We start from the raw sequence: 19,597 nt of genomic DNA on the forward strand, positions 1-19,597 counted from the left end.
ATGGCGACCCGCGACGTTTCGCAAACGTTTGCAGCGTATGATGGTCATGTCATCCGACGACACACCGAAGTATCATCGCCCACAGGTACGGGCGGCACGGACGGGACGACACGGCGCAACCGCACGCGCCGGCAGACGCGACCACGCACCCGCACGCACCGCACGGCAAGGAGGAGCACCATGGCCAAGTCAGACATCCACGAGGTGGCGAAGGAAGCCGGCGTCTCCATCTCCACGGTGTCCCGCGCCTTCACCCGCCCGGAGCTCGTCTCCGCGAAGACCCGCGCCAAGGTGCTCGAAGTGGCCGACCGGCTCGACTTCAACATCTCCCGCTCCGCCACCGCGCTCAAGTCCGGGCGCACCAACCGCGTGGCCATGCTCATGAACGAGGAGATCACCAGCTGGTTCAACACGCAGACCTTCGCCGGCATCGAATCGGTCATGCACCCCGCCGGCTACGACATCTCCCTCTTCCAGCACATCGACACCGAGGCCAACCGCCGCGAATTCTTCGGCGACCTGCCCATCCGGCGCAACGTGGACGCCGTGTTCGTGGCCTCGTTCGCCATCGACCCGCACGAGGTGGAGCAGCTCAAGCGCATCCACGTGCCCATCATCGGCATCAACACGCCCTCCTCGGACGGCTTCGACGCGACCATCAGCATCGACGACGAGCAGGGCATGTTCACCGCCGCCCAGCATCTCATCAATCTGGGCCACAAGCGCATCGTCTACCCATGCTCGGAGGCCGCCCTGCTCGACTCCTCCATCGACGCGCGCAGCCGCGGCTTCATCCGCGCCTGCAAAAGCGCGCAGGACAAAGGCAACACGGACCTCGACTGGCGGGTGCTGTCCGTGCCGCGCGGCCCGGCGTTCGCGGACTCCACGCTCTCCGCGCTGCTCGCGCTGAACGAATTCCCGGACGCCATCTGCTGCCAGATGGACATGATGGCCATCCCGCTCGTCATCAAGCTCGGACGCTACGGGCACCGAACCCCGCGCGACTATTCGATCGTCGGCTTCGACGACAGCCCCTACGCGGACACCATCAACCTCACCACCATGCGCCAGGACCCGTACGCGATGGGCCGTTCCGCCGCCGCCAAGGCGCTGAAGCTCATCGACGGCAAGACGCTGCTCAAGCCGCACGAGGTGGTGGAGGCGCAACTCGTGCTGCGAGGCTCCGACGCCCCGGTGGAGGACTAGCCACAGATCAACGGCCGCCGCAGGTCACAGCATCAGGCAACCGGCCGCAAGCATGGCCGGGTAGAGCGCGTAGAACACCCACTTCGCCCACGCGTGCCGCCAGCCGGGCTCATCGTTGCGGTAGTGCAGGAACGCCACGCCCACGCCCGGCGTGATGCACATCACCGCGCCCAGCAGGCCGGCGGTGAACATCATCGTGTTCTCATGGGCGCCGAGATAGCGGAATACCAGCGAGAACGCCAACGTGAGCACGCCGGTGTACATGACCTGCTGACTCACCCCCACGCGCAGCAGCAGATCCCACAGCACGCCGGCAACGACCACCGCCACGGTGAGCAGCACGCGCGGCGCGCCCGCGTACCGCTCCGCAATCCGGTCGGCGGCCACGAGCACCACGAGCGTCACCAGCAGGCCCCACACCGGGTTGTGGGCGCGCATGTCGAACCAGTGCCCGGTCATGAGCCGCATGTACGGCGCCTCGCACACCACGGCCAGCACGAGCAGCCGCAGCGCGTAGCGGGACACGCTGCGCGTATGCCTCAGGCCGTTCACCAGCAGCCACGCGTAGATCGGCACCGCGCACCAGGAGGCCACCTCGCACACCACGGCCACGGTCAGGCCGGTCATGTTGTCCGCCGTGGGCGGGCCGACCAGCAGCGGCACGAGCGTGGTGGAGGCGACGGACAGGGCCATGAACACCGCGGCGACCACCTTGAGCCGGAACACGGATAGGCCCTTGCGGCGCCTGCCGCCCGCGGCCTGCCTGCGCTGTCGTTCCATTTCGATGTCGTTCATCGTTCCTCCATTGCGTTCATACGCCCTTTCGGCATCGCCCGTCCGACCGACACGCCCCAGGGCGCTCAGACGCCCAGAAACTCCATGAGCCCAGCATAATCGGGGCCGTCCAAGGATAGGACGGCGTGCGTGCTGGCCTGCGGATCGTCCTGCGGGGAGATCGCGGTGCGCAGGTAGACGCCGTCGATGCCCGCTCCCTTCGCGCCGAGGATGTCCGCGCGCTCGTCGTTGCCGACCATCACCGTGCGGCCCGGATCGGCCAGGACCCCGTCCAGCGCGATGTGGTAGATGTCCGGCGACGGCTTGCGCACGCCCACCTCGCTGGAGATGACGATGCCGTCGAACAGCGGCTCCAAGTCCAGCCAGCGCAGTTCCGGCCGCGTGTAGCCCGATTGCGCGTTGCTGACGAGCACCACCGTGAGGCCCGCCTCGCGCAGCCGCGTGAGCATGGCCGCGGCGCCCGGGTAGAGACGCAGCAGGTTGGTGCTGGCGCGCCGGAACGTCCACGCCAGCCGCAGGGCCCACGGCAGCACCGTCGGCCCGAGATTGGCCAGCTCGCCCACGTCGGCCATCGCGACCGCCCGCGGACCCCTAGAGGCGGGGTCGACGACCGTCCGCTCCGCCGCCAACGCCGCATATACGGGCAGCAGGTCGGGCTCGGCGTTCCCGCCGCGCGCGTCGGCCGCCCGTGCCAGCACCGGCGCGGCCAGCGTATCGAACCAGGCCTTGAGCGCGGCCGCGTCACGGAACGTCACGCCGGAATGGTCCTCCAGCACCTCGCGCAACGCCTCCCACGCGGCCGGCGACTCCTCGTCGGTGCGGATGTCCACCAACGTGCCGTACAGGTCGAAGAACACCGTGTCATAGCGGCGTTCACGAACGGGCTCAGGCATGACGTCTTCTCCTCCACACGGTGATGCTGTACGGGGGCAGCGGCATCTCGCGATCCTCCACGGACGGCAGCGGCAGGGCGGCCGCGTCGTCGGACGCCCGCTCGGCATCGGACGGAACAGCCCAATCGCATGCCGCGGCCGGACCGGACGCGAACCCGTCGGCGGCGCAATAGAGGCACCGCCAGTCGTCGGGCGCGATCTTCGCGACCTCGTCGTACGGGGCGGGCGTCTCCAAGGCGACGGTCGGCTGCGTGCGCACGTCGTCGGTCGGGTTGACGGCCACGCAGTCGTCGCCGACGCGGAACACGACCACCTCGTCGTCGCGCGGCACGATCGTGCGCGCGCCGCCGAAGTACGCGGGGTTGCCGCGTCGCAACGCGATGAGCGTGCGATAGTGCTCGACGAGGCGCGCGAGCCGTCGCGCGCGCCTCCAGTCGAGCCGGTTGAGCGCGGCGGGACTGCGGTAGGAGTCGGAGTCGCCGCGCTTGGTGCGCGCGAACTCCTCGCCGGACAGCAGGAACGGCACGCCGGCGGCGGTGAACACGATGCCGGCGGCGAGCCGGTTCGCGGCCATGAGGTCCGCGCACCGGCCGCCGGAGTCAACGTCGTCCGCCGCGTAGTCGGCTTCCGTGGGGAGCCGGCGCATCGCGGCGCACAGTTTGTCCCACAACGTGAGGTCGTCGTGCGCGGAGACGTATTGGATGACCTGCGCGACGGATGCGGTCTCGTGCGGCGTGCCGCGCCACGCGTCCGCCGCATGGCGGATGTCGTCCGCGTAGTCGGCGGCCGCGCCGGACAGGTATCCGGGCTCCTTGTGATAGAAGATGTGGCCGCGCACCGCGTCGCGCGTCGTATCGCAGAACGCGCCGATGCGCGGGCTCAGGTACGGCAGGCCGCGTTTGTCGGCGAGGACGACGCCGGCGGCCGGGTCGAGCGCGGTCCTGCGCGCCGACCACGGCTCGCCGTGCATGAGGATCGTCGCGCCGCCCGGCAGCTCGTCGAGCGCGGTGCGGATCGCGTTCATCGTGTCGACGTCGATGAGTCCCATCAGGTCGAAGCGGAATCCGTCGATATGGTATTCGCGCGCCCAGTACGTCACCGAATCCACGATGTAGCGGCGCATCATCGGATGCTCGGTGGCCACGTCGTTCGTGCAGGCGGAGCCGTCCGCGAACGTGCCGTCGGCGCGGCGGCGCAGGCAGTAGCCGGGGATCATGCGCTCGAACCAGTTGTCCGTGGAGAACATGTGGTTGTAGACCACGTCCATGATGACCTTGATGCCGGCGGCGTGCAGCGCCTGGATCATGCGCTTGCACTCCCTGATGCGCACCTCGCCGTGGAACGGGTCGGTGCTGTACGAGCCTTCAGGCACGTTGTAGTTGAGCGGATCATAGCCCCAGTTGAAGCCGTGGCGCGGATCGTCGTGCGCGAGGGATTCGTCGATGGAACCGTAGTCGTAGAACGGCATGAGCTGGACGGCGGTCACGCCGAGATGCTTCAGGTAGGCGACGCATGTGGGGAATTCGCCGTCGCCGTCGACGCTCGTGTCGTCGTAGGTGAACGCGAGATACGTGCCGCGATGCTCGAACGGGACGCCGCTGTGCATGTCGTCGCTGAAGTCGCCGACATGCGTCTCCCAGATGACAAGGTCGTGGCTGGCGACGTGCGGGCGACGGTCGGCCTCCCAGCCGTCCGGGTCGGTGCGCGCGAGGTCGACGACCATGCTGCGCCGGCCGTTCACGCCGGCCGCGCGCGCCCACGGGTCGGCGGTGCGGTGCGTCGTGCCGTCGGGGAATCGGACGAGATAGTCGTAGTAGACGCCGTGGCCGACGCCGTCGCAGCGCGCCGCCCACGTGCCGTCCGCGCCGGGGACGAGGTCGCGCGAGGCGAACGGGCCGGCGCAGTCGCCCGCGGATTCCGCGGCGCCGGCGATGGACGCCGCGGGCTCCTCGACGGCGGACTCGGCGTCCGAACCGTAGCGGAACAACCGCAGCGTCACGCCGGACGCGGTCGGCGCCCACACGCGGAACGTGGTGCCTGCGGCGTCCGGACGCGCGCCCAAATCGCCGCCGGCGTATACCGGCAGATCGGGGCACGGCAGGGCCGGCTCGGCGGGTGTGCCGGCGGCCACGGCCGGAATCTGCACGGGCTTCTCCATCGAAGTCTCCTTTCATGGAACGCGGCGCCCGCCGGACAGGCCGGCGAGCGCCGCGATGATATGCAAGTGACGGCCCTCCTCCGGCCCCGCAAGAACGGACCGGCCTGCGGCCGGGCCCGATCCTGCCTTCGTTCGGCTGTCGCCTCACTCAGGCTGAGGCCAGTCGGAAGCCCACTGGGCTTCCTTGGTGGCCTCAGCCCTTTACCGATCCCGCCATGGACTCCTGGTAGAAGCGCTGCATGACGATGAAGAGAATGGCGATGGGGATGGAGATCAGGACGGCGGCCGCGGCGAAGCGGGCGTACCAGTTCTGAATGTACTCCTTCTGCAGCATGAGCCACAGTCCGAGCGCCACCGTGTAGTTCGACTGCGTGCGGCAGATCACCTTCGCCATGACGAAGTCGAGCCACGGGGTGAGGAATCCGATGATGGCCTGGTAGACGATCATCGGCTTGCAGATCGGGACGATGATCTTCGTGAACACCTGCAGGCGGGTGCAGCCGTCGAGCAGCGCCGCCTCGTCGAGCGAGGTGGGAATCGTGTCCATGTAGCCTTTCATCACGTAGAAGCCCGCGCCGGTGCCGGCCGAATACACGAGAATCAGCGCGAGGATCGTCATGCCGTCGCCGGTCAGGCCCATCGCCTTGAGGATGAAGTAGATCGCGGAGACGGCCATGATGCCGGGGAACATGCCGAGGATGAGCACCACGTTCATGAACGTGCGGCGCGTGCGGAAGCGCAGACGGCTCATGCAGTACGCGACGGACAGCACGAACGCGATCGAGATCACGCACGTGAAGCATGCGACGATGAACGTGTTCGCGAACATCTTCGGGAAGTCGAGCACCGATTTGTCGGTGAACAGCGCGATGTAGTTGTCCAGCGAGAACTCGGTCGGGAAGAACGTCTTCGTGTACGGCGCGGTGTTCTTGTTGAAGCTTTCCGCGAACACCCACACAATCGGGATCAGCCAGATCACCGCCATGACGGCGAGGAACAGGTGCGCGAGCACGTCGCCGAGGATGCGGCGCTTACGGGAATCGTGCATGAGGCCGTGGGATTCGGCCTTCACCACGCCGCCGGTCGCATCCTCCATGACGGCGGTTTCGCTGTGCTTGCTCATCGGAACGCCTCCTCGTTCTTGTAGGAACCCGAATTGCGGTAGGTGACGAGCGACACCACCGCGAGGACGATGAACGTCATGATGCCGATGACCGCGCCGAGGTTGTAGTCGCCCTTGTCGACGGTCAGCTTGTACAGCCACGTGATGAGCAGGTCGGTCTTGCCCGCGGACGAGCCGATCGGCGTCGGGTCGCCGCCGGACAGCAGGTAGATCACGTTGAAGTTGTTCACGTTGCCGGTGAACGTGGTGATGAGGTACGGGGTGAGCACGAAGATGATGTACGGCATCGTGATCTGCGTGAAGATCTGCCACCAGTTCGCGCCGTCGAGCCGCGCCGCCTCGTACAGGTCGGCGGGGATGTTCTGCAGGATGCCGGTGATCTGCATGATCGTGTACGGGATGCCGACCCACAGGTTGATGATGATGACGGTGACGCGCGCCCACGTGGCGTTCGTGAAGAACGGCAGCGCGGAGTCGATCCACCCCCATTCCATGAGCAGGCGGTTGACGGCGCCGGTCGGCTGGAGCATCGTGCGCATCACGAGCAGCGAGACGAACTGCGGCACGGCGATGGACATCGAGAAGCAGGCGCGCCAGAACCCCTTGAACCTCGTGGTCCTGCGGTTGATGACCATCGCGAAGAACAAGCCGAGGAAGAAGTTGAGGAACGTGGCGAAGAACGCCCACACGAGCGTCCAGACCAGCACGGACACGAACAGGCCCGCATTGACGGTGCCGCCGCTGTTGGAGAACACCTTGCCGAAGTTCTCGAAGCCCACCCAGTCGAACAGGACGAGATGGTCGTGGTCGTAGCTGGTGAACGCCATCGAGATCATGAAGATCAGCGGCAGGACGGTGAACACGAGGATGCCGAGCGTCGGCAGGAACATGAGCAGCTGGTGCGCGCGGCCGTCGGTCAACTCGTGCAGGTCCTCGCGGAAGGTCGGCGCATGGCCGTGCTCGCGGGCCTCGCATTCGGCCCGGTAGGCGCTGCGCACGGACACCGCCCACAGGACGGCGAACGCGGCGATGAGCACGACGGTGCACACGCCGTACAGGAGGATGACCACCGAATTGTCGCCCTTGGTGTATACCCAGAAGCCGTCGACGAGCGTCTTGCCCTGCTTCTGGCTACCCAGGCCGGGCAGCTTCGACAGGTAGCCGGCACCGCTGACGGCCATGAACACGATGAACGCGATCTCCAGGGCGAGGAACAGCACGCCCTTGACGAATTGCTTGCGCACGAGATTACCCAGCCCGAAGACCAGGGCGGACAGTTTCGTGAACACGTCGCCGCGGGTCAACGCGTTGCGCACCGAATACGGCGACGGTGCCACGTAGTCCGCGCCCATCCTGCGACGGCGTTTCATCTCGCGCGGGGAAAGGGTTGCCGAAGTCATTGCACCCTACCGCCTCTCAACATGATTGATACGTGTGGAATTGTTACGTGTGGATCGATGATCGATGGTTGATGTTCGACGATCGATGGTTGATGTTCGACGATCGTCGCCGGCCGCTGCCGGCCGACGAGGGAACGGGGCCGGGCCCCGAAGGAGGGAGGACCCGACCCCGCGGGAATCACTTGGCGTAGGATCCGACGGACTTGACCCAGGCGTCGGTCTTGGCCGCGGCGTTGTCGGCCGTGACCTCCTTGTTGACGATGGCCTTGCCGAAGGTCTCGGCCGGGGTCCACCAGTCGTTCATGCCGGCGAGACCGGACTGCAGGATGGCGGTGTTGGCCATCGTGTCGGACTGGGCCTTGGCGACCGCGTCATCGGCGGTCAGGGCGGCGAGGGACTTGTCGGTCGGGATGATGCCGCGGGTCGTGTAGTGCAGCTTCTGCGCCTCGGTGGAGCCGAGGTAGGCGGCGAACTGGGCGGCGGCCTTCGGGTTCTTGGCGTTCGGGTTGTAGGCGGCGGCCTTGGTGGCGGCGAAGGACTTCATCTGCTTGGTCTCACCGTTGACGGTGAAGGTCGGCAGCTGGGCGACGCCCATGTCGTCGCCGAGGGCCTTCTTGATGTCGGCGGCGGACCAGGAGCCTGAGAAGAACGCGTCGGCGGTGCCGGCCTGGATCTCGGACAGGCCGGAGTTGTCGGCGCTGTTGTGGAAGTTCGGGTTGGCGGCCATGTCCACCAGATACGTGGTGATGTCGGCTGAATCCTTCGGGAAGACCATGCCGGCCTTCTCGTCGTTGCCCTTCTCGCCGAAGAGCGTCAGGCCGTCGTAGAAGCCGCCGAGGTACCAGGAGTCGGCCAGCGGGAAGGCGACGACGCCCTTGGAGAGCATCGTGTCGAGGCTCTTGACGTCGTCGTCGGAGAACTTCGCCTTGTTGTAGTACAGGAACCACGTGTTGTCGGTGTACGGCACGCCGTAGTACTTGCCGTCGGAGCCGGTGACGGAATCGACTTCGAGGCTGCCGTCCTGCTTCTTGATCTGCTTGGCGGCGTCGGTGCCGAGCTCGCCGATCGCACCCAGCTTGATGAGCGCGCCGAGCTGGTCGGAGGCGAACATGTAGACGTCGGCCGCGGCGGACGGATCGGTCTGGACCTGCTTGGAGGCGTCGCCTTCGGAGACGACGTCGTTCTTCCACGTGATCTTGTACTCGGGGTGTGCCTTTTCGAAGCCCTTCTCGACCTGGCTCAGCCACGAGTCATTGCCGTCCTGGTCCTCCTGCGGGGCCCAGACGCTCAGCGTGACGGCGCCGCCGTCGGCGCCCTGCGCGGAATCACCCGAATCGGAACCGCATGCGGCGAGCGGCGCCAGCATGGCGGTCGCGGCGACAAGTCCGACAAGCTTCTTCTTCCAACTGATCATCTTCGATCGTTCCTTTCCTGTTCAGTCGACTCTCCAACTTCACGATGACCACGTTTGCAATGCCGAATTGACATTATCGCTGAATACGTTAACACCACCGCTTTGGGGCGTTGAGATGCCTTGTATTTGCAACGCTGCGGAACATCGTTGGCTCACAGTGTAGCACCGTTTCTGCATACGTTCGCATTTCGCGTTTCCCTGCTAGAATTGCAATCGTTGGTCAATGACGAGAAACCGCATGAACATTGGAGTTTTCATGGATGAGACAACACGACACACCCGTCCCGCATGGCTCGCCGACGCGGTCTTCTACGAGGTCTACCCGCAGTCGTTCAACGACACGAACGGCGACGGCATCGGCGACATCCCGGGCATCATCGCCAAACTCGACTACATCCGCGACCTCGGCTGCAACGCGCTGTGGATCAACCCCTGCTACGATTCGCCGTTCAAGGACGCCGGCTACGACGTGCGCGACTACACGAAGGTCGCGCCGCGCTACGGCACGAACGCGGACCTCGAACATCTCTTCGAGGAGGCGCACGCCCGCGGCATGCACGTCCTGCTCGACCTCGTCCCCGGCCACACCAGCGAAGAGCACGCCTGGTTCCGGGCATCCGCCCTCCCCGACCCGGCCAGCCGCGTCGTCACGGACGGCACCGGCACGGCCGACGACGTGTCCGAACGCTACATCTGGACGGACTGCTGGATCGCGGGCGGCGACGGCCTGCCGTTCGTCGGCGGCGAGGCCGAACGCGACGGCACGTACATTCTAAACTTCTTCAAATGCCAGCCGGCGCTCAACTACGGGTTCGCGCACCCGAAGCAGCCGTGGCAGAAGCCGGCGCTCGGCCCGGACGCCCTCGCCACCTGCGACGCGATGCTCGACGTGATGCGCTTCTGGCTCTCCCGCGGCGCGGACGGCTTCCGCGTCGACATGTCCGACAGTCTCGTCAAGCACGACGACGACGGCAAACCGTTCACGATCCGCACATGGCAGCACATGTTCGCGCAGATCCGCCCCGAATTCCCCGAGGCCGCGTTCGTCGCCGAGTGGGGACGCCCCTACGAGTCGATGCAGGCGGGCTTCGACATGGACTTCTATCTCGATTGGCGCTGGGGCGGCTGGCCGAACGGCTACAACATGCTGTTGCGCAACACCGACACCCCGTTGGTCCGCGACGGCGACGCCAGTTATTTCAACGCGGATTCCGGCGCGGCGATCAAACCGTTCCTCGACCAGTATCTGCCGCAGCTCGCCGACTGCGAGCGCGCGGGCGGCCTGTTCGACCTCATCACCTGCAATCACGACACGATCCGCGTCGGCCAGCGCCTGACCGAGCGCGAACTGAAGGTCGCGTACGGCATGCTGCTGACGATGCCCGGCTGCCCGTTCGTCTACTACGGCGACGAGATCGCGATGCGCTACCGCCCGTTGCCCACGCATGAGGGCGGCTACGTCCGCACCGGCAGCCGCACGCCGATGCAGTGGGACGCGGCCGCTCCGAATCTCGGATTCTCCGAAGCGCCGGCCGATCCCACGACCGGCGTCGCCGACCTGTATCTGCCCGTCGACCCCGCGCCGGACGCGCCTACCGTCGCGGCGGCGCAGGCCGATCCGCAATCGTTGTGGCATTGGCTGCGCACGCTGCTCGCGTTCCGTCACGCGTGCCCCGCGTTGCGCGCGCACGCCGGTTTCGAGGTGGTCGCGGGGCGCGACGGCGGCCGCGCGTTCGCCTTCCGCCGCGTCGCGCGCGACGCCGGCGAGGCGAACGCCGCCGACGCGCGTCGCGACGTTTCCGGCGGACGTTCCGACGGCGACGCGATCGTCGATGACGTGATCGTCGCGATGAATCCCGGCCACGGCACCGTCACGATCGACGTGCCCGCGCGCGATGACGGCGAGCGCACGATCGCCCTCGCGCTCGGCGATCCGTCGGTCGACGGCGGCTCGCTCACGCTTCCGCCGCAGTCGTTCGCGATTCTTGAGTGATACCGTCACGGTTCCCTTCCCAACCGTCGCACGACACCCCGTCATCCTTACTACGGCAACGATGCTATCGTTGTCATCAACGTGGCAGGACGTTCGCCGCGCGAGGGAATACGCATCATAACCGCACAACAACCGCAGGCGCCGCGGCACGGCCGGCGTGGCCCGTCACCACAAAGCCGCCCGTCGCCCGACCGCAACACCGCACCCGGCGTCGGCACGCACCCAAAGGAGGGCGAACATACATGACCGCGAACAACATGCATGAGGACTGGTGGAAGCAGGCAGTCGTCTATCAGGTCTACCCGCGCAGTTTCAAGGACGTGAACGGCGACGGCCTCGGCGACATCGCCGGCGTCACCGAGAAAATGGACTATCTTGAGAAGCTCGGCGTGGACGCGATCTGGCTGAGCCCGTTCTACCCGTCCGATCTCGCCGACGGCGGCTACGACGTCATCGACTACCGCAACGTCGACCCGCGGCTCGGCACGATGGACGATTTCGACGCGATGGTCGCCGCCGCGCACAAGGCCGGCATCAAGGTGATGGTCGACATCGTCCCGAACCACACCGCCGACAAGCACGTCTTCTTCCAGGAGGCCCTCGCCGCCGCTCCCGGCTCCCCCGCGCGCGACCGCTACATCTTCCGCGAGGGGCGCGGCGAACATGGCGAACTGCCGCCGAACGACTGGCAGTCCATGTTCGGCGGCCCCGCGTGGACGCGCGTGCCCGACGGCCAGTGGTACCTCCACCTGTTCGCCAAGCAGCAGCCGGACGTCAACTGGAACAACCCGGACATCCACGCCGAATTCCTGAAGACCCTGCGCTTCTGGGCCGACCACGGCACCGACGGCTTCCGCATCGACGTGGCCCACGGCCTCGCCAAGGACCTCGACTCCACGCCGCTGGCGGACATGGCCGCGAACGACGTGCAGAACCAGCTGTGCCACGACTTCACCAGCCCGCTGTGGGACCGTCACGAGGTGCATGAGATCTACCGCGAGTGGCGCCGCGAGGTGTTCGACCGCTACGATCCGCCGCGTTTCGCCGTCGCCGAGGCGTGGGTCGTGCCCGAACACCAGCACCTGTACGCCTCCACCGACGAGCTCGGCCAGTGCTTCAACTTCGATTTCGCGAAGGCCGCATGGCTGCCGGACGAGATTCGCGCCGCCATCGAAGGCGGTCTCGGCGCGGCCGCGGCCACGCACGGTTCGACCACCACGTGGGTGATGAACAATCATGACGTGCCGCGCAGCCCCACCCGCTACGGTCTGCCGCAGGTGCCGAACGCGCCCTACCACCAGCTCGCACACGACTGGCTGGTGCGCGACGGCTCCACGTATGTCGAGGACCGCGCGCTCGGCACGAAGCGCGCCCGTGCGGCCGCGCTCATGGAGTTCGGCCTGCCCGGCGGCATCTACGTCTATCAGGGCGAGGAGCTCGGCCTGTTCGAGGTCGCGGACATCCCGTGGGATCGTCTCGAGGATCCAACCGCGTTCAACACGCGCCGCGCCGCCACCGACAAGGGCCGCGACGGCTGCCGCGTGCCGCTGCCGTGGGTCGCGGACGAGTCCGGCGACGGCACGCCCGCCGCACACGCCGAATGGAGCGACCGGTTCGCCGCGGGCACGTCGTTCGGCTTCTCGCCGCGCGAGAAGGCCGACGGCACGCCCGCCGCGGCGCCGCACCTGCCGCAGCCCCTGTGGTTCCGCGACTTCGCCGCGGACGTCGAGGAGCATGACGACACGTCGATGCTCAGCCTGTACCGCACGATCCTCGCACTGCGCGCCAAGCTGCTCACCGCCACCGGCGACACGTCCACCTTCGACTGGGTGGACATGGGCGCCGACGTGATCGCCTACCGCCGTCCGGCCGCGAGCGCGGACGACGGCGCGACGGCGGCCGGCGCCACGCGCACGCTCATCTCGATCACGAACTTCGGCGCCGAACCGGTCACGCTGCCGGACGGCGAGATCGTGCTCGCCTCCGCTGACCTGACCGACGACGGCAGGCTGCCGCAGGACGTGAGCGTCTGGGTGCTCGACTGACGATGGTTGAGTGACGGGTGTGGCGGGTGACGAGGCGGCATCCAAGCCGCCGCCTCGTCACCCGCCACACCCGTGTAAGCTGGACACGATTCGATTGTTTCCGTTACCAAGGTGGTTCGCATGAACAGCAACATCCAGGATGTCGCCAAAGCGGCGGGCGTATCGATTTCGACGGTGTCACGATCGTTCACCCGTCCCGACCTGGTGAACGCGAAGACCCGCGCACGCGTACTCAAGTTCGCCGACGAACTCAACTTCTCCCTGTCGCGTTCCGCCGCCGCGTTGAAATCCGGCCGATCGCTGCGCATCGCCGTGCTGATGAGCGGTCACATCCGCATGTGGTTCACCGCCTCCGTGATCGAGGGGCTCAACGACATCTTCCATGCGGAAGGCTACGACATCTCCATCTTCCAGATCTCCAGTATCGAGGAACGCCGCGAGTTCTTCGAGATGCTGCCGGTGCGCCGCAACGCCGACGCGGTCATCGTCGTGTCGTTCGACATCGACGCCGCCGAGACCGCGCAGCTCGCGTCGATCGACGTGCCGATCATCGGCATCAACTGCGCCGACTCCGAACAGCACGGTTTCGCCGCGTCCGTCACCATCGACGACGCGCAGGGCGCGACGCTCGCCGCACGCCACCTGCTCACGCTCGGACACCGCGACATCGCGTACATCACCACGAACCGCGACGTCTCACTGAGCTTCTCCGTACGCGGCCGTTTCGACAGATTCATGGACTACTGCCGCAAAGAAGGCGTCGAACCGCATGCCATCGAATGTCAGATCGACGACGACGGCCACTACGAGATCGGCAGCGTGGTCACGCAACTGATGAGCCTGCCGACGATGCCCACCGCCATCGCCTGTCAGGAGGACGGCATCGCGCTGCCGCTCATCTTCCAGCTGGAGCGCAACGGATTCTCCGTGCCCGGTGACGTGTCCGTTCTCGGCTATGACGACAGCTTCTACGCCGACGACATCGGATTGACGACGATTCGCCAGAACCCGGTCGAAACGGCGCGCATCGCCGCCCGTATGACCCTCGACCTCATCCGCGGACGCAACACGGACCACCGGTTCCGCACGCTCCCCGCGCAACTGGTGGTCCGTTCCAGCACCGGTCGACGCTAGCGCCGACAGTCCCACCCGCTTGCCTGTCGGGCAAGCCTTCGGCCTAAGGGCAGTCCCCACCGGACTGCCCTTCATACGGCCTCAGCGGACGGCACTAGCAGTTCCAGCGTTCGATGACGTTGTCGCCCTTGTACTTGCTGAGCACGCAGTAGTGCGCCGTGTCGAGGCGCAGCAGACGCGCGAACCGCGGTTCGACGCCCAGCCACTGCGACGTGAGGATACGCAGGATATGCGCGTGCGCGACGAACAGCACGTTGTGCCCCGCCTCAAGCAGCGGCAGCACCTCGTCGATGGCGCCACGCGCACGGGCGGCCGCCTCCTCCACGGTCTCGCCGACACCGTCATGCACCGGCACCTGCGTGCCGTCGGGCAGCGTCTCCACCCAATCAGCCTGCATATGCTCCGGCAGCGATCGCGGACCGTCACGCCACACGTCCCACTGGAATCCCGCCATCTCGCCGACCTGCTGGCGTGTGCGACCTTCCGCGCACCCGTAATCCCACTCGGCGATGCCGTCCAACGTGCCCGGATGCTCGAAACCGGCCAGCACGGCCGTCTCCCTCGCGCGCACGAGCGGACTGGAGAACACGCACCCCTCGTCGAATCCGCCGGGGAACGCGGCCGCGAGACGCTTGCCGGCATCCACGGCCTGCTGTCTGCCGACCTCCGTCAACGGAATGTCGGTACGTCCAGTGTGCTGCCCCGATTGGCTCCATGCGGTCTGCCCGTGGCGCAGGAGCACCAGGTATCCGGTGCCGCCACGGGACGTGTCGACGGCTACGGTGCCGTCCGATTGATGTGTAGTCATGGTTCCACTGTAGCCCGTGAACGCTCCCGACTCCACTGAATCGCCGTGAGGTGTTCGATTGATGATCGACGCGCCGGTAGACTGGAGGCTATGAGTGATGAGAAGCATAGCGGGGCGCATGCAGGGCCATCGTCGGCGGATCGTGCCGTCTCCGCGTTCCATCGTATCGACGAGAAGGTCGACGCGATGCGCGCACACCGGTTGAATGATCCCGATTCCCTCGGCGACAAGATCGTGACATGGGCGTTGCCGTCGCTCGCGGGACTGATCGGCGGCAAACTGTTCCAAACCATGTGGAATCGAGGCGTATCCCGTCGTAACGTGCGTCGCGGTCTCGCCGCCGACGCGCCGCAGGGATTCCTCACGCAGCTGCTGTTCACCGTGCTGTCCGCCGCGTTCGGCGCGCTCGTCTCGCAGCTGTCCGACCGCGGATCCAAGGCGATCGTCGACCGTCGTCACCGCCGCCGCCGCTGAAGGGCGACGCTGAAGGGCGACGCTGAAGGGCGACGCACGTGCGCTGCCGGCGCACCGGCGTCGCCGTTTGGCCAGTGCGCGGACGACAATGGGGTCATGGTTACTAACAGCACTATCGAAACCCTGTTGAACCGTCGTTCGATCCGCGCCTTCAAAGACGAGGCCATCGACGACGACACCCGCGCGGCGCTCGAAACGGTCGCGCAGCACGCCGCCTCAAGCCAGTATCTCAACGATTGGTCGGCGATTCGCATCACCGATCCGGCGATCAAGGCGAGGTTCGCCGAATTCGGGCATCAGCCGTACATCGCGCAGGCGCCGCTGCTCTACCTGTTCATCATCGACGAGCACCGCAACGCGCTGATCGCCGAACGCAAGGGCGTCGACGCGCATGGTGACGCGTGGACGCTGAATTCCAGCTACCGCTTCACGCAGGCGCAGAACGATGCCGTGCTCGCCCTGCACGCGATGGAGACCGCCGCCTACTCGCTGGGACTCGGCTGCGTGATTCTCGGCTCCGTGCTGAACGACATCCCCGGTCTGATTGATGTGTGCCATCTGCCGGAATACACGTATCCGGTGCTGGCGATCGCCATCGGCAAGCCGGATCAGGAGCCCGCGTTGAAGCCGCGTATGCCGCGCACGATGCAGTTCTTCGAGAACACATATCCGTCCGATGGCAGCGGTGCCGATGCCTGTGTTGGCGCCAGTACGGAAACCAATACCGAAGCTGGTACCGGTGTTGGAGCTGGCGTTGGTGTTGGTGTTGGTGTTGGTGTTGGTGCCGCCATGCTGTCAGGTCTTGACGAGTTCGATGCGACGGTGCACGAATACTACGATCTGCGTAACACAGATCGTCCGGTGGACGCGTTCAGTGATCAGATTGCCAAGGTCGGCGTGCAGGACGTCAGCGGCAAGTGCCTGCTTCCCAAGGCAGCCGCCCAAGGCTTCCGCCTAGACCGCTGACACAACTCAAGAACGGCCGTCCCCTGTTTCCTCCCGCCGTCTCTTTCGTCGGTGTCCTGGTTGTTTCCTCCCGCTGGCGGGAGGTGGCGCGTGAGCGCCGGAGGGTGGTCTTCGTGGGCGGCCCCCGTGTGTGGTGTCGGTGAGGACGCGTGCGGCGCGGGGCTCCCGTCGCGTGTGTCCGTTGTTTCCTCCCGCTGGCGGGAGGTGGCGCGCCAGCGCCGGAGGGTGGTTTTCGTGTCCCGCGCGCGTGTGGTGTCGGTGGGTGGCTGGCGGGTTCGTTCCCGTCGCGTGTGTCCGTTGTTTCCTCCCGCCGGCGGGAGGTGGCGCGTAGCGCCGGAGGGTGGTCGCACGCGCGCGTGGTGACGTGGCGTGCGTGTCGTGGTATGGGAAGGACCCCGGGAGCTGTTGCTCGACCGGGGTCCTGTTCTCGTTGTGGTGCGGCGGCGTGCTACTCTCCCACACCCTGTCGGGTGCAGTACCATCGCCGTGCCAGGTCTTAGCTTCCGGGTTCGGAATGGGTCCGGGCGTCTCCCCTGGGCCATGACCGCCGCAAATCTTCAATTATCAGGAGGGAATCGTGTCCCGTGTCTCCTGATGGCTGGTGGTTTGGGGACCGGATGGTGGACGCGTCGCTGATCGTTTTTGTGGTCACGGACCGTTGTTCCGTGTCGCGTGTTTCGCGCAGTCTTCGCCGATGCTCTCCCCGTGTCCTCCTTGGAGGGTGGGGTTGTGTGTCGCGCTTCCCCGTTAGTACCGGTCGGCTCCACCCCTTGCGGGGCTTCCACGTCCGGCCTATCGACCACGTGTTCTTCATGGGGGGTCTCAGGAACCCGAAGGCTCCCCGGGAATACTTATCTTGGAGCGGGCTTCCCGCTTAGATGCTTTCAGCGGTTATCCCTTCCGAACGCAGCCAACCGGCGGTGCCACTGGCGTGACAACCGGCGTACCGGAGGTTCGTCCACCCAGGTCCTCTCGTACTATGGGCAGGTCTCCTCAGTATTCCGACGAGCGCAGAGGATAGAGACCAAACTGTCTCACGACGTTCTGAACCCAGCTCGCGTGCCGCTTTGATCGGCGAACAGCCGAACCCTTGGGACCTGCTCCAGCCCCAGGATGCGACGAGCCGACATCGAGGTGCCAAACCATCCCGTCGATATGGACTCTTGGGAATGATCAGCCTGTTATCCCCGGGGTACCTTTTATCCGTTGAGCGATGCCGCGTCCGTACACCGGCACCGGATCACTAGTTCCGACTTTCGTCCCTGCTCGACCCGTCGGTCTCGCAGTCAAGCCCCCTTGTGCACTTGCACTCGCCACCCGATTGCCAACCGGGCTGAGGGGACCTTTGAGCGCCTCCGTTACTCTTTGGGAGGCAACCGCCCCAGTTAAACTACCCGCCAGGCACTGTCCCAGAGCAGGATCACTGCTCGTGGTGAGACATCCAATGCGAACAGAGCGGTATTTCACCTTCCGACTCCACACGATCTGGCGTCCATGCTTCCCAGTCTCCCGCCTATGCTACACAATCCACACCGAATGCCAATACCAAGGTATAGTAAAGGTCCCGGGGTCTTTTCGTCCTTCTGCGCTTAACGAGCATCTTTACTCGTACTGCAATTTCGCCGAGCTCCTGGTCGAGACAGTGGGGAAGTCGTTACGCCATTCGTGCAGGTCGGAACTTACCCGACAAGGAATTTCGCTACCTTAGGATGGTTATAGTTACCACCGCCGTTTACCGGGGCTTGAATTCACCGCTTCGCCGAAGCTGACGGATCCTCTTAACCTTCCGGCACCGGGCAGGCGTCAGTGCATATACAGCGGCTTGCGCCTTCGCATGCACCTGTGTTTTTGGTAAACAGTCGCTACCCCCTGGATTGTGCCACCCCCGACCGCTCCCCGAGCAGAGTCGGTTCACCGTCAGGGGTCTCCCTTAAACCGAAGGAACGGGAGTGATTTGCCGAGTTCCTTGACCAGGATTCGCTCGATCGCCTTGGTATGCTCTACCTGACCACCAGTGTCGGTTTGGGGTACGGGCGCCCATGCGCCTCGCGCCGAAGCTTTTCTCGACGGACGGACCCACCGGAAGACACCCCAACAGGGTGCCCCCATCACGCCTCGGGCCATGCTATCCCCGGATTTGCCTGGGGAAGGCCCCGCACGCTTGGACCCGGAAAACCACCTCCGGACCCGGCCTGCCATCCGCGTCACTCCACACGCTATCCTACCGGGAATCGGTTCCCAACAAGCACTCCCACGAACCATCCCGAAGGACGGGGCGGGAACGCCCGGAGGTGAGCATCAACCTTTCGGATCTTGTCGGTTCATGGCCGGTACGGGAATATCAACCCGTTCATCCATTCGACTACGCCTGTCGGCCTCGCCTTAGGACCCGACTCACCCAGGGACGACGAACGTGGCCCTGGAACCCTTGGTCATCCGGCGGACGGGATTCCCACCCGTCTCTCGCTACTCATGTCTGCATTCTCACTCCCATGCAGTCCACGGACGTTTCCACGCCCGCTTCGACCCGCATGGGACGCTCTCCTACCCAGCGAACCAGGTTCGCTGCCGCGTCTTCGGTGGCGTGCTTGAGCCCCGCTACATTGTCGGCGCGGAACCACTAGACCAGTGAGCTGTTACGCACTCTTTCAAGGATGGCTGCTTCTGAGCCAACCTCCTGGCTGTCTATGCGACTCCACATCCTTTCCCACTTAGCACGCGCTTCGGGACCTTAAACGACGGTCTGGGCTGTCTCCCTCTCGACGACGGAGCTTATCCCCCGCCGACTCACTGCCGGGATACACTTGACGGGTATTCGGAGTTTGGTTGCTGTCGGTACCCGGTATGGGCCCTCAAGCATCCAGTAGCTCTACCCCCCGCAAGCAATCACCCGACGCTGCACCCAAATGCATTTCGGAGAGAACCAGCTATCACGGAATTTGATTGGCCTTTCACCCCCAGCCCCAGTTCATCCCCCCGGTTTTCAACCCAGGTGGGTGCGGTCCTCCACACGGTCCTACCCGCGCTTCAACCTGACCAGGGCTAGATCATCCCGCTTCGGGTCCAGGACAAGCGACTCAAACGCCTTATTCAGACTCGCCTTCGCTACGCGTACCCCACACGGGTTACGCTCGCCACCTGCCACTGACTCGCAGACTCATTTTTCGATAGGCACGCCGTCACCCCAC

Annotated in this window: 13 protein-coding genes and 2 rRNA genes; 6 read left to right on the forward strand and 9 right to left on the reverse strand. The window is 65.7% G+C overall.

Going from position 1 to position 19,597, the window contains the following annotated elements; translation table 11 throughout:
* Nucleotides 1-180 precede the first annotated feature (180 nt).
* A complete protein-coding gene (locus AC1AYR_RS09920) occupies nucleotides 181-1,206 on the forward strand; it encodes a LacI family DNA-binding transcriptional regulator (RefSeq protein WP_476512506.1) in 1,026 nt (341 codons plus the stop codon).
* Between the two features lie 24 nt (nucleotides 1,207-1,230).
* Here the strand turns inward: AC1AYR_RS09920 and AC1AYR_RS09925 are convergent, their stop codons facing one another.
* The 6 genes from AC1AYR_RS09925 to AC1AYR_RS09950 form a co-directional block, all read right to left on the reverse strand.
* Entirely contained in the window at nucleotides 1,231-2,001 is a 771-nt protein-coding gene (locus AC1AYR_RS09925; RefSeq protein ID WP_034530288.1) for a TraX family protein, read from the reverse strand.
* Nucleotides 2,002-2,066: 65 nt separating this feature from the next.
* Nucleotides 2,067-2,894, reverse strand: coding sequence for an HAD family hydrolase (locus tag AC1AYR_RS09930; RefSeq protein ID WP_034530287.1), 828 nt, complete (start codon nucleotides 2,892-2,894; stop codon nucleotides 2,067-2,069).
* On the reverse strand, nucleotides 2,887-5,052 hold the full coding sequence (pulA, locus tag AC1AYR_RS09935) for a type I pullulanase (protein ID WP_476512505.1): 2,166 nt from the start codon (nucleotides 5,050-5,052) through the stop codon (nucleotides 2,887-2,889). Before pulA ends, AC1AYR_RS09930 begins: the two co-directional genes overlap by 8 nt.
* A 193-nt stretch (nucleotides 5,053-5,245) precedes the next feature.
* Nucleotides 5,246-6,148, reverse strand: coding sequence for a sugar ABC transporter permease (locus AC1AYR_RS09940; protein WP_476512531.1), 903 nt, complete (start codon nucleotides 6,146-6,148; stop codon nucleotides 5,246-5,248).
* Between the two features lie 23 nt (nucleotides 6,149-6,171).
* Nucleotides 6,172-7,545 (reverse strand): carbohydrate ABC transporter permease, encoded by a 1,374-nt coding sequence (locus AC1AYR_RS09945; protein ID WP_476512530.1) that lies wholly within the window; start codon nucleotides 7,543-7,545, stop codon nucleotides 6,172-6,174.
* A gap of 208 nt (nucleotides 7,546-7,753) precedes the next feature.
* Nucleotides 7,754-8,989 carry an extracellular solute-binding protein gene (locus AC1AYR_RS09950; RefSeq protein WP_476512504.1) on the reverse strand — a complete coding sequence of 412 codons (1,236 nt, stop codon included), beginning with the start codon at nucleotides 8,987-8,989 and terminating at the stop codon, nucleotides 7,754-7,756.
* Nucleotides 8,990-9,245: 256 nt separating this feature from the next.
* Between AC1AYR_RS09950 and AC1AYR_RS09955 the strand changes: the two genes are divergently transcribed.
* From AC1AYR_RS09955 to AC1AYR_RS09965, 3 genes are all read left to right on the forward strand, one after another.
* Nucleotides 9,246-10,982 (forward strand): alpha-amylase family glycosyl hydrolase, encoded by a 1,737-nt coding sequence (locus AC1AYR_RS09955; protein ID WP_476512503.1) that lies wholly within the window; start codon nucleotides 9,246-9,248, stop codon nucleotides 10,980-10,982.
* Between the two features lie 242 nt (nucleotides 10,983-11,224).
* Entirely contained in the window at nucleotides 11,225-13,027 is a 1,803-nt protein-coding gene (locus tag AC1AYR_RS09960; protein ID WP_476512502.1) for a glycoside hydrolase family 13 protein, read from the forward strand.
* Between the two features lie 120 nt (nucleotides 13,028-13,147).
* Nucleotides 13,148-14,161: a LacI family DNA-binding transcriptional regulator gene (locus tag AC1AYR_RS09965; protein WP_476512501.1), complete on the forward strand. Its 1,014-nt coding sequence runs from the start codon at nucleotides 13,148-13,150 to the stop codon at nucleotides 14,159-14,161.
* Nucleotides 14,162-14,255: 94 nt separating this feature from the next.
* Here AC1AYR_RS09965 and AC1AYR_RS09970 read toward each other — a convergent pair whose 3' ends face one another.
* Nucleotides 14,256-14,969, reverse strand: a complete 714-nt coding sequence (locus AC1AYR_RS09970) for a histidine phosphatase family protein (protein ID WP_476512500.1) — start codon at nucleotides 14,967-14,969, stop codon at nucleotides 14,256-14,258.
* Nucleotides 14,970-15,059: 90 nt separating this feature from the next.
* On the opposite strand from AC1AYR_RS09970, the gene AC1AYR_RS09975 reads away from it, so the two are divergent.
* Nucleotides 15,060-15,443 carry a DUF4235 domain-containing protein gene (locus AC1AYR_RS09975; RefSeq protein WP_476512499.1) on the forward strand — a complete coding sequence of 128 codons (384 nt, stop codon included), beginning with the start codon at nucleotides 15,060-15,062 and terminating at the stop codon, nucleotides 15,441-15,443.
* 96 nt (nucleotides 15,444-15,539) lie between these two features.
* Nucleotides 15,540-16,409: a nitroreductase family protein gene (locus AC1AYR_RS09980; RefSeq protein ID WP_476512498.1), complete on the forward strand. Its 870-nt coding sequence runs from the start codon at nucleotides 15,540-15,542 to the stop codon at nucleotides 16,407-16,409.
* Between the two features lie 435 nt (nucleotides 16,410-16,844).
* Here AC1AYR_RS09980 and rrf read toward each other — a convergent pair.
* Nucleotides 16,845-16,961 (reverse strand): 5S ribosomal RNA (gene rrf / locus AC1AYR_RS09985).
* 175 nt (nucleotides 16,962-17,136) lie between these two features.
* Nucleotides 17,137-19,597: ribosomal RNA gene (locus AC1AYR_RS09990) — 23S ribosomal RNA — on the reverse strand; the annotation flags it as partial.

The sequence above is a fragment of the Bifidobacterium sp. LH_417 genome (assembly GCF_056357035.1).

Bases quoted from the DNA above. Each gene is read 5' to 3' on its own strand.
- AC1AYR_RS09920 (WP_476512506.1), top strand. From the start codon at position 181: ATGGCCAAGTCAGACATCCACGAGGTGGCGAAGGAAGCCGGCGTCTCC.
- AC1AYR_RS09925 (WP_034530288.1), bottom strand. From the start codon at position 2,001: ATGAACGACATCGAAATGGAACGACAGCGCAGGCAGGCCGCGGGCGGC.
- AC1AYR_RS09930 (WP_034530287.1), bottom strand. From the start codon at position 2,894: ATGCCTGAGCCCGTTCGTGAACGCCGCTATGACACGGTGTTCTTCGAC.
- pulA (WP_476512505.1), bottom strand. From the start codon at position 5,052: ATGGAGAAGCCCGTGCAGATTCCGGCCGTGGCCGCCGGCACACCCGCC.
- AC1AYR_RS09940 (WP_476512531.1), bottom strand. From the start codon at position 6,148: ATGGAGGATGCGACCGGCGGCGTGGTGAAGGCCGAATCCCACGGCCTC.
- AC1AYR_RS09945 (WP_476512530.1), bottom strand. From the start codon at position 7,545: ATGAAACGCCGTCGCAGGATGGGCGCGGACTACGTGGCACCGTCGCCG.
- AC1AYR_RS09950 (WP_476512504.1), bottom strand. From the start codon at position 8,989: ATGATCAGTTGGAAGAAGAAGCTTGTCGGACTTGTCGCCGCGACCGCC.
- AC1AYR_RS09955 (WP_476512503.1), top strand. From the start codon at position 9,246: ATGGATGAGACAACACGACACACCCGTCCCGCATGGCTCGCCGACGCG.
- AC1AYR_RS09960 (WP_476512502.1), top strand. From the start codon at position 11,225: ATGACCGCGAACAACATGCATGAGGACTGGTGGAAGCAGGCAGTCGTC.
- AC1AYR_RS09965 (WP_476512501.1), top strand. From the start codon at position 13,148: ATGAACAGCAACATCCAGGATGTCGCCAAAGCGGCGGGCGTATCGATT.
- AC1AYR_RS09970 (WP_476512500.1), bottom strand. From the start codon at position 14,969: ATGACTACACATCAATCGGACGGCACCGTAGCCGTCGACACGTCCCGT.
- AC1AYR_RS09975 (WP_476512499.1), top strand. From the start codon at position 15,060: ATGAGTGATGAGAAGCATAGCGGGGCGCATGCAGGGCCATCGTCGGCG.
- AC1AYR_RS09980 (WP_476512498.1), top strand. From the start codon at position 15,540: ATGGTTACTAACAGCACTATCGAAACCCTGTTGAACCGTCGTTCGATC.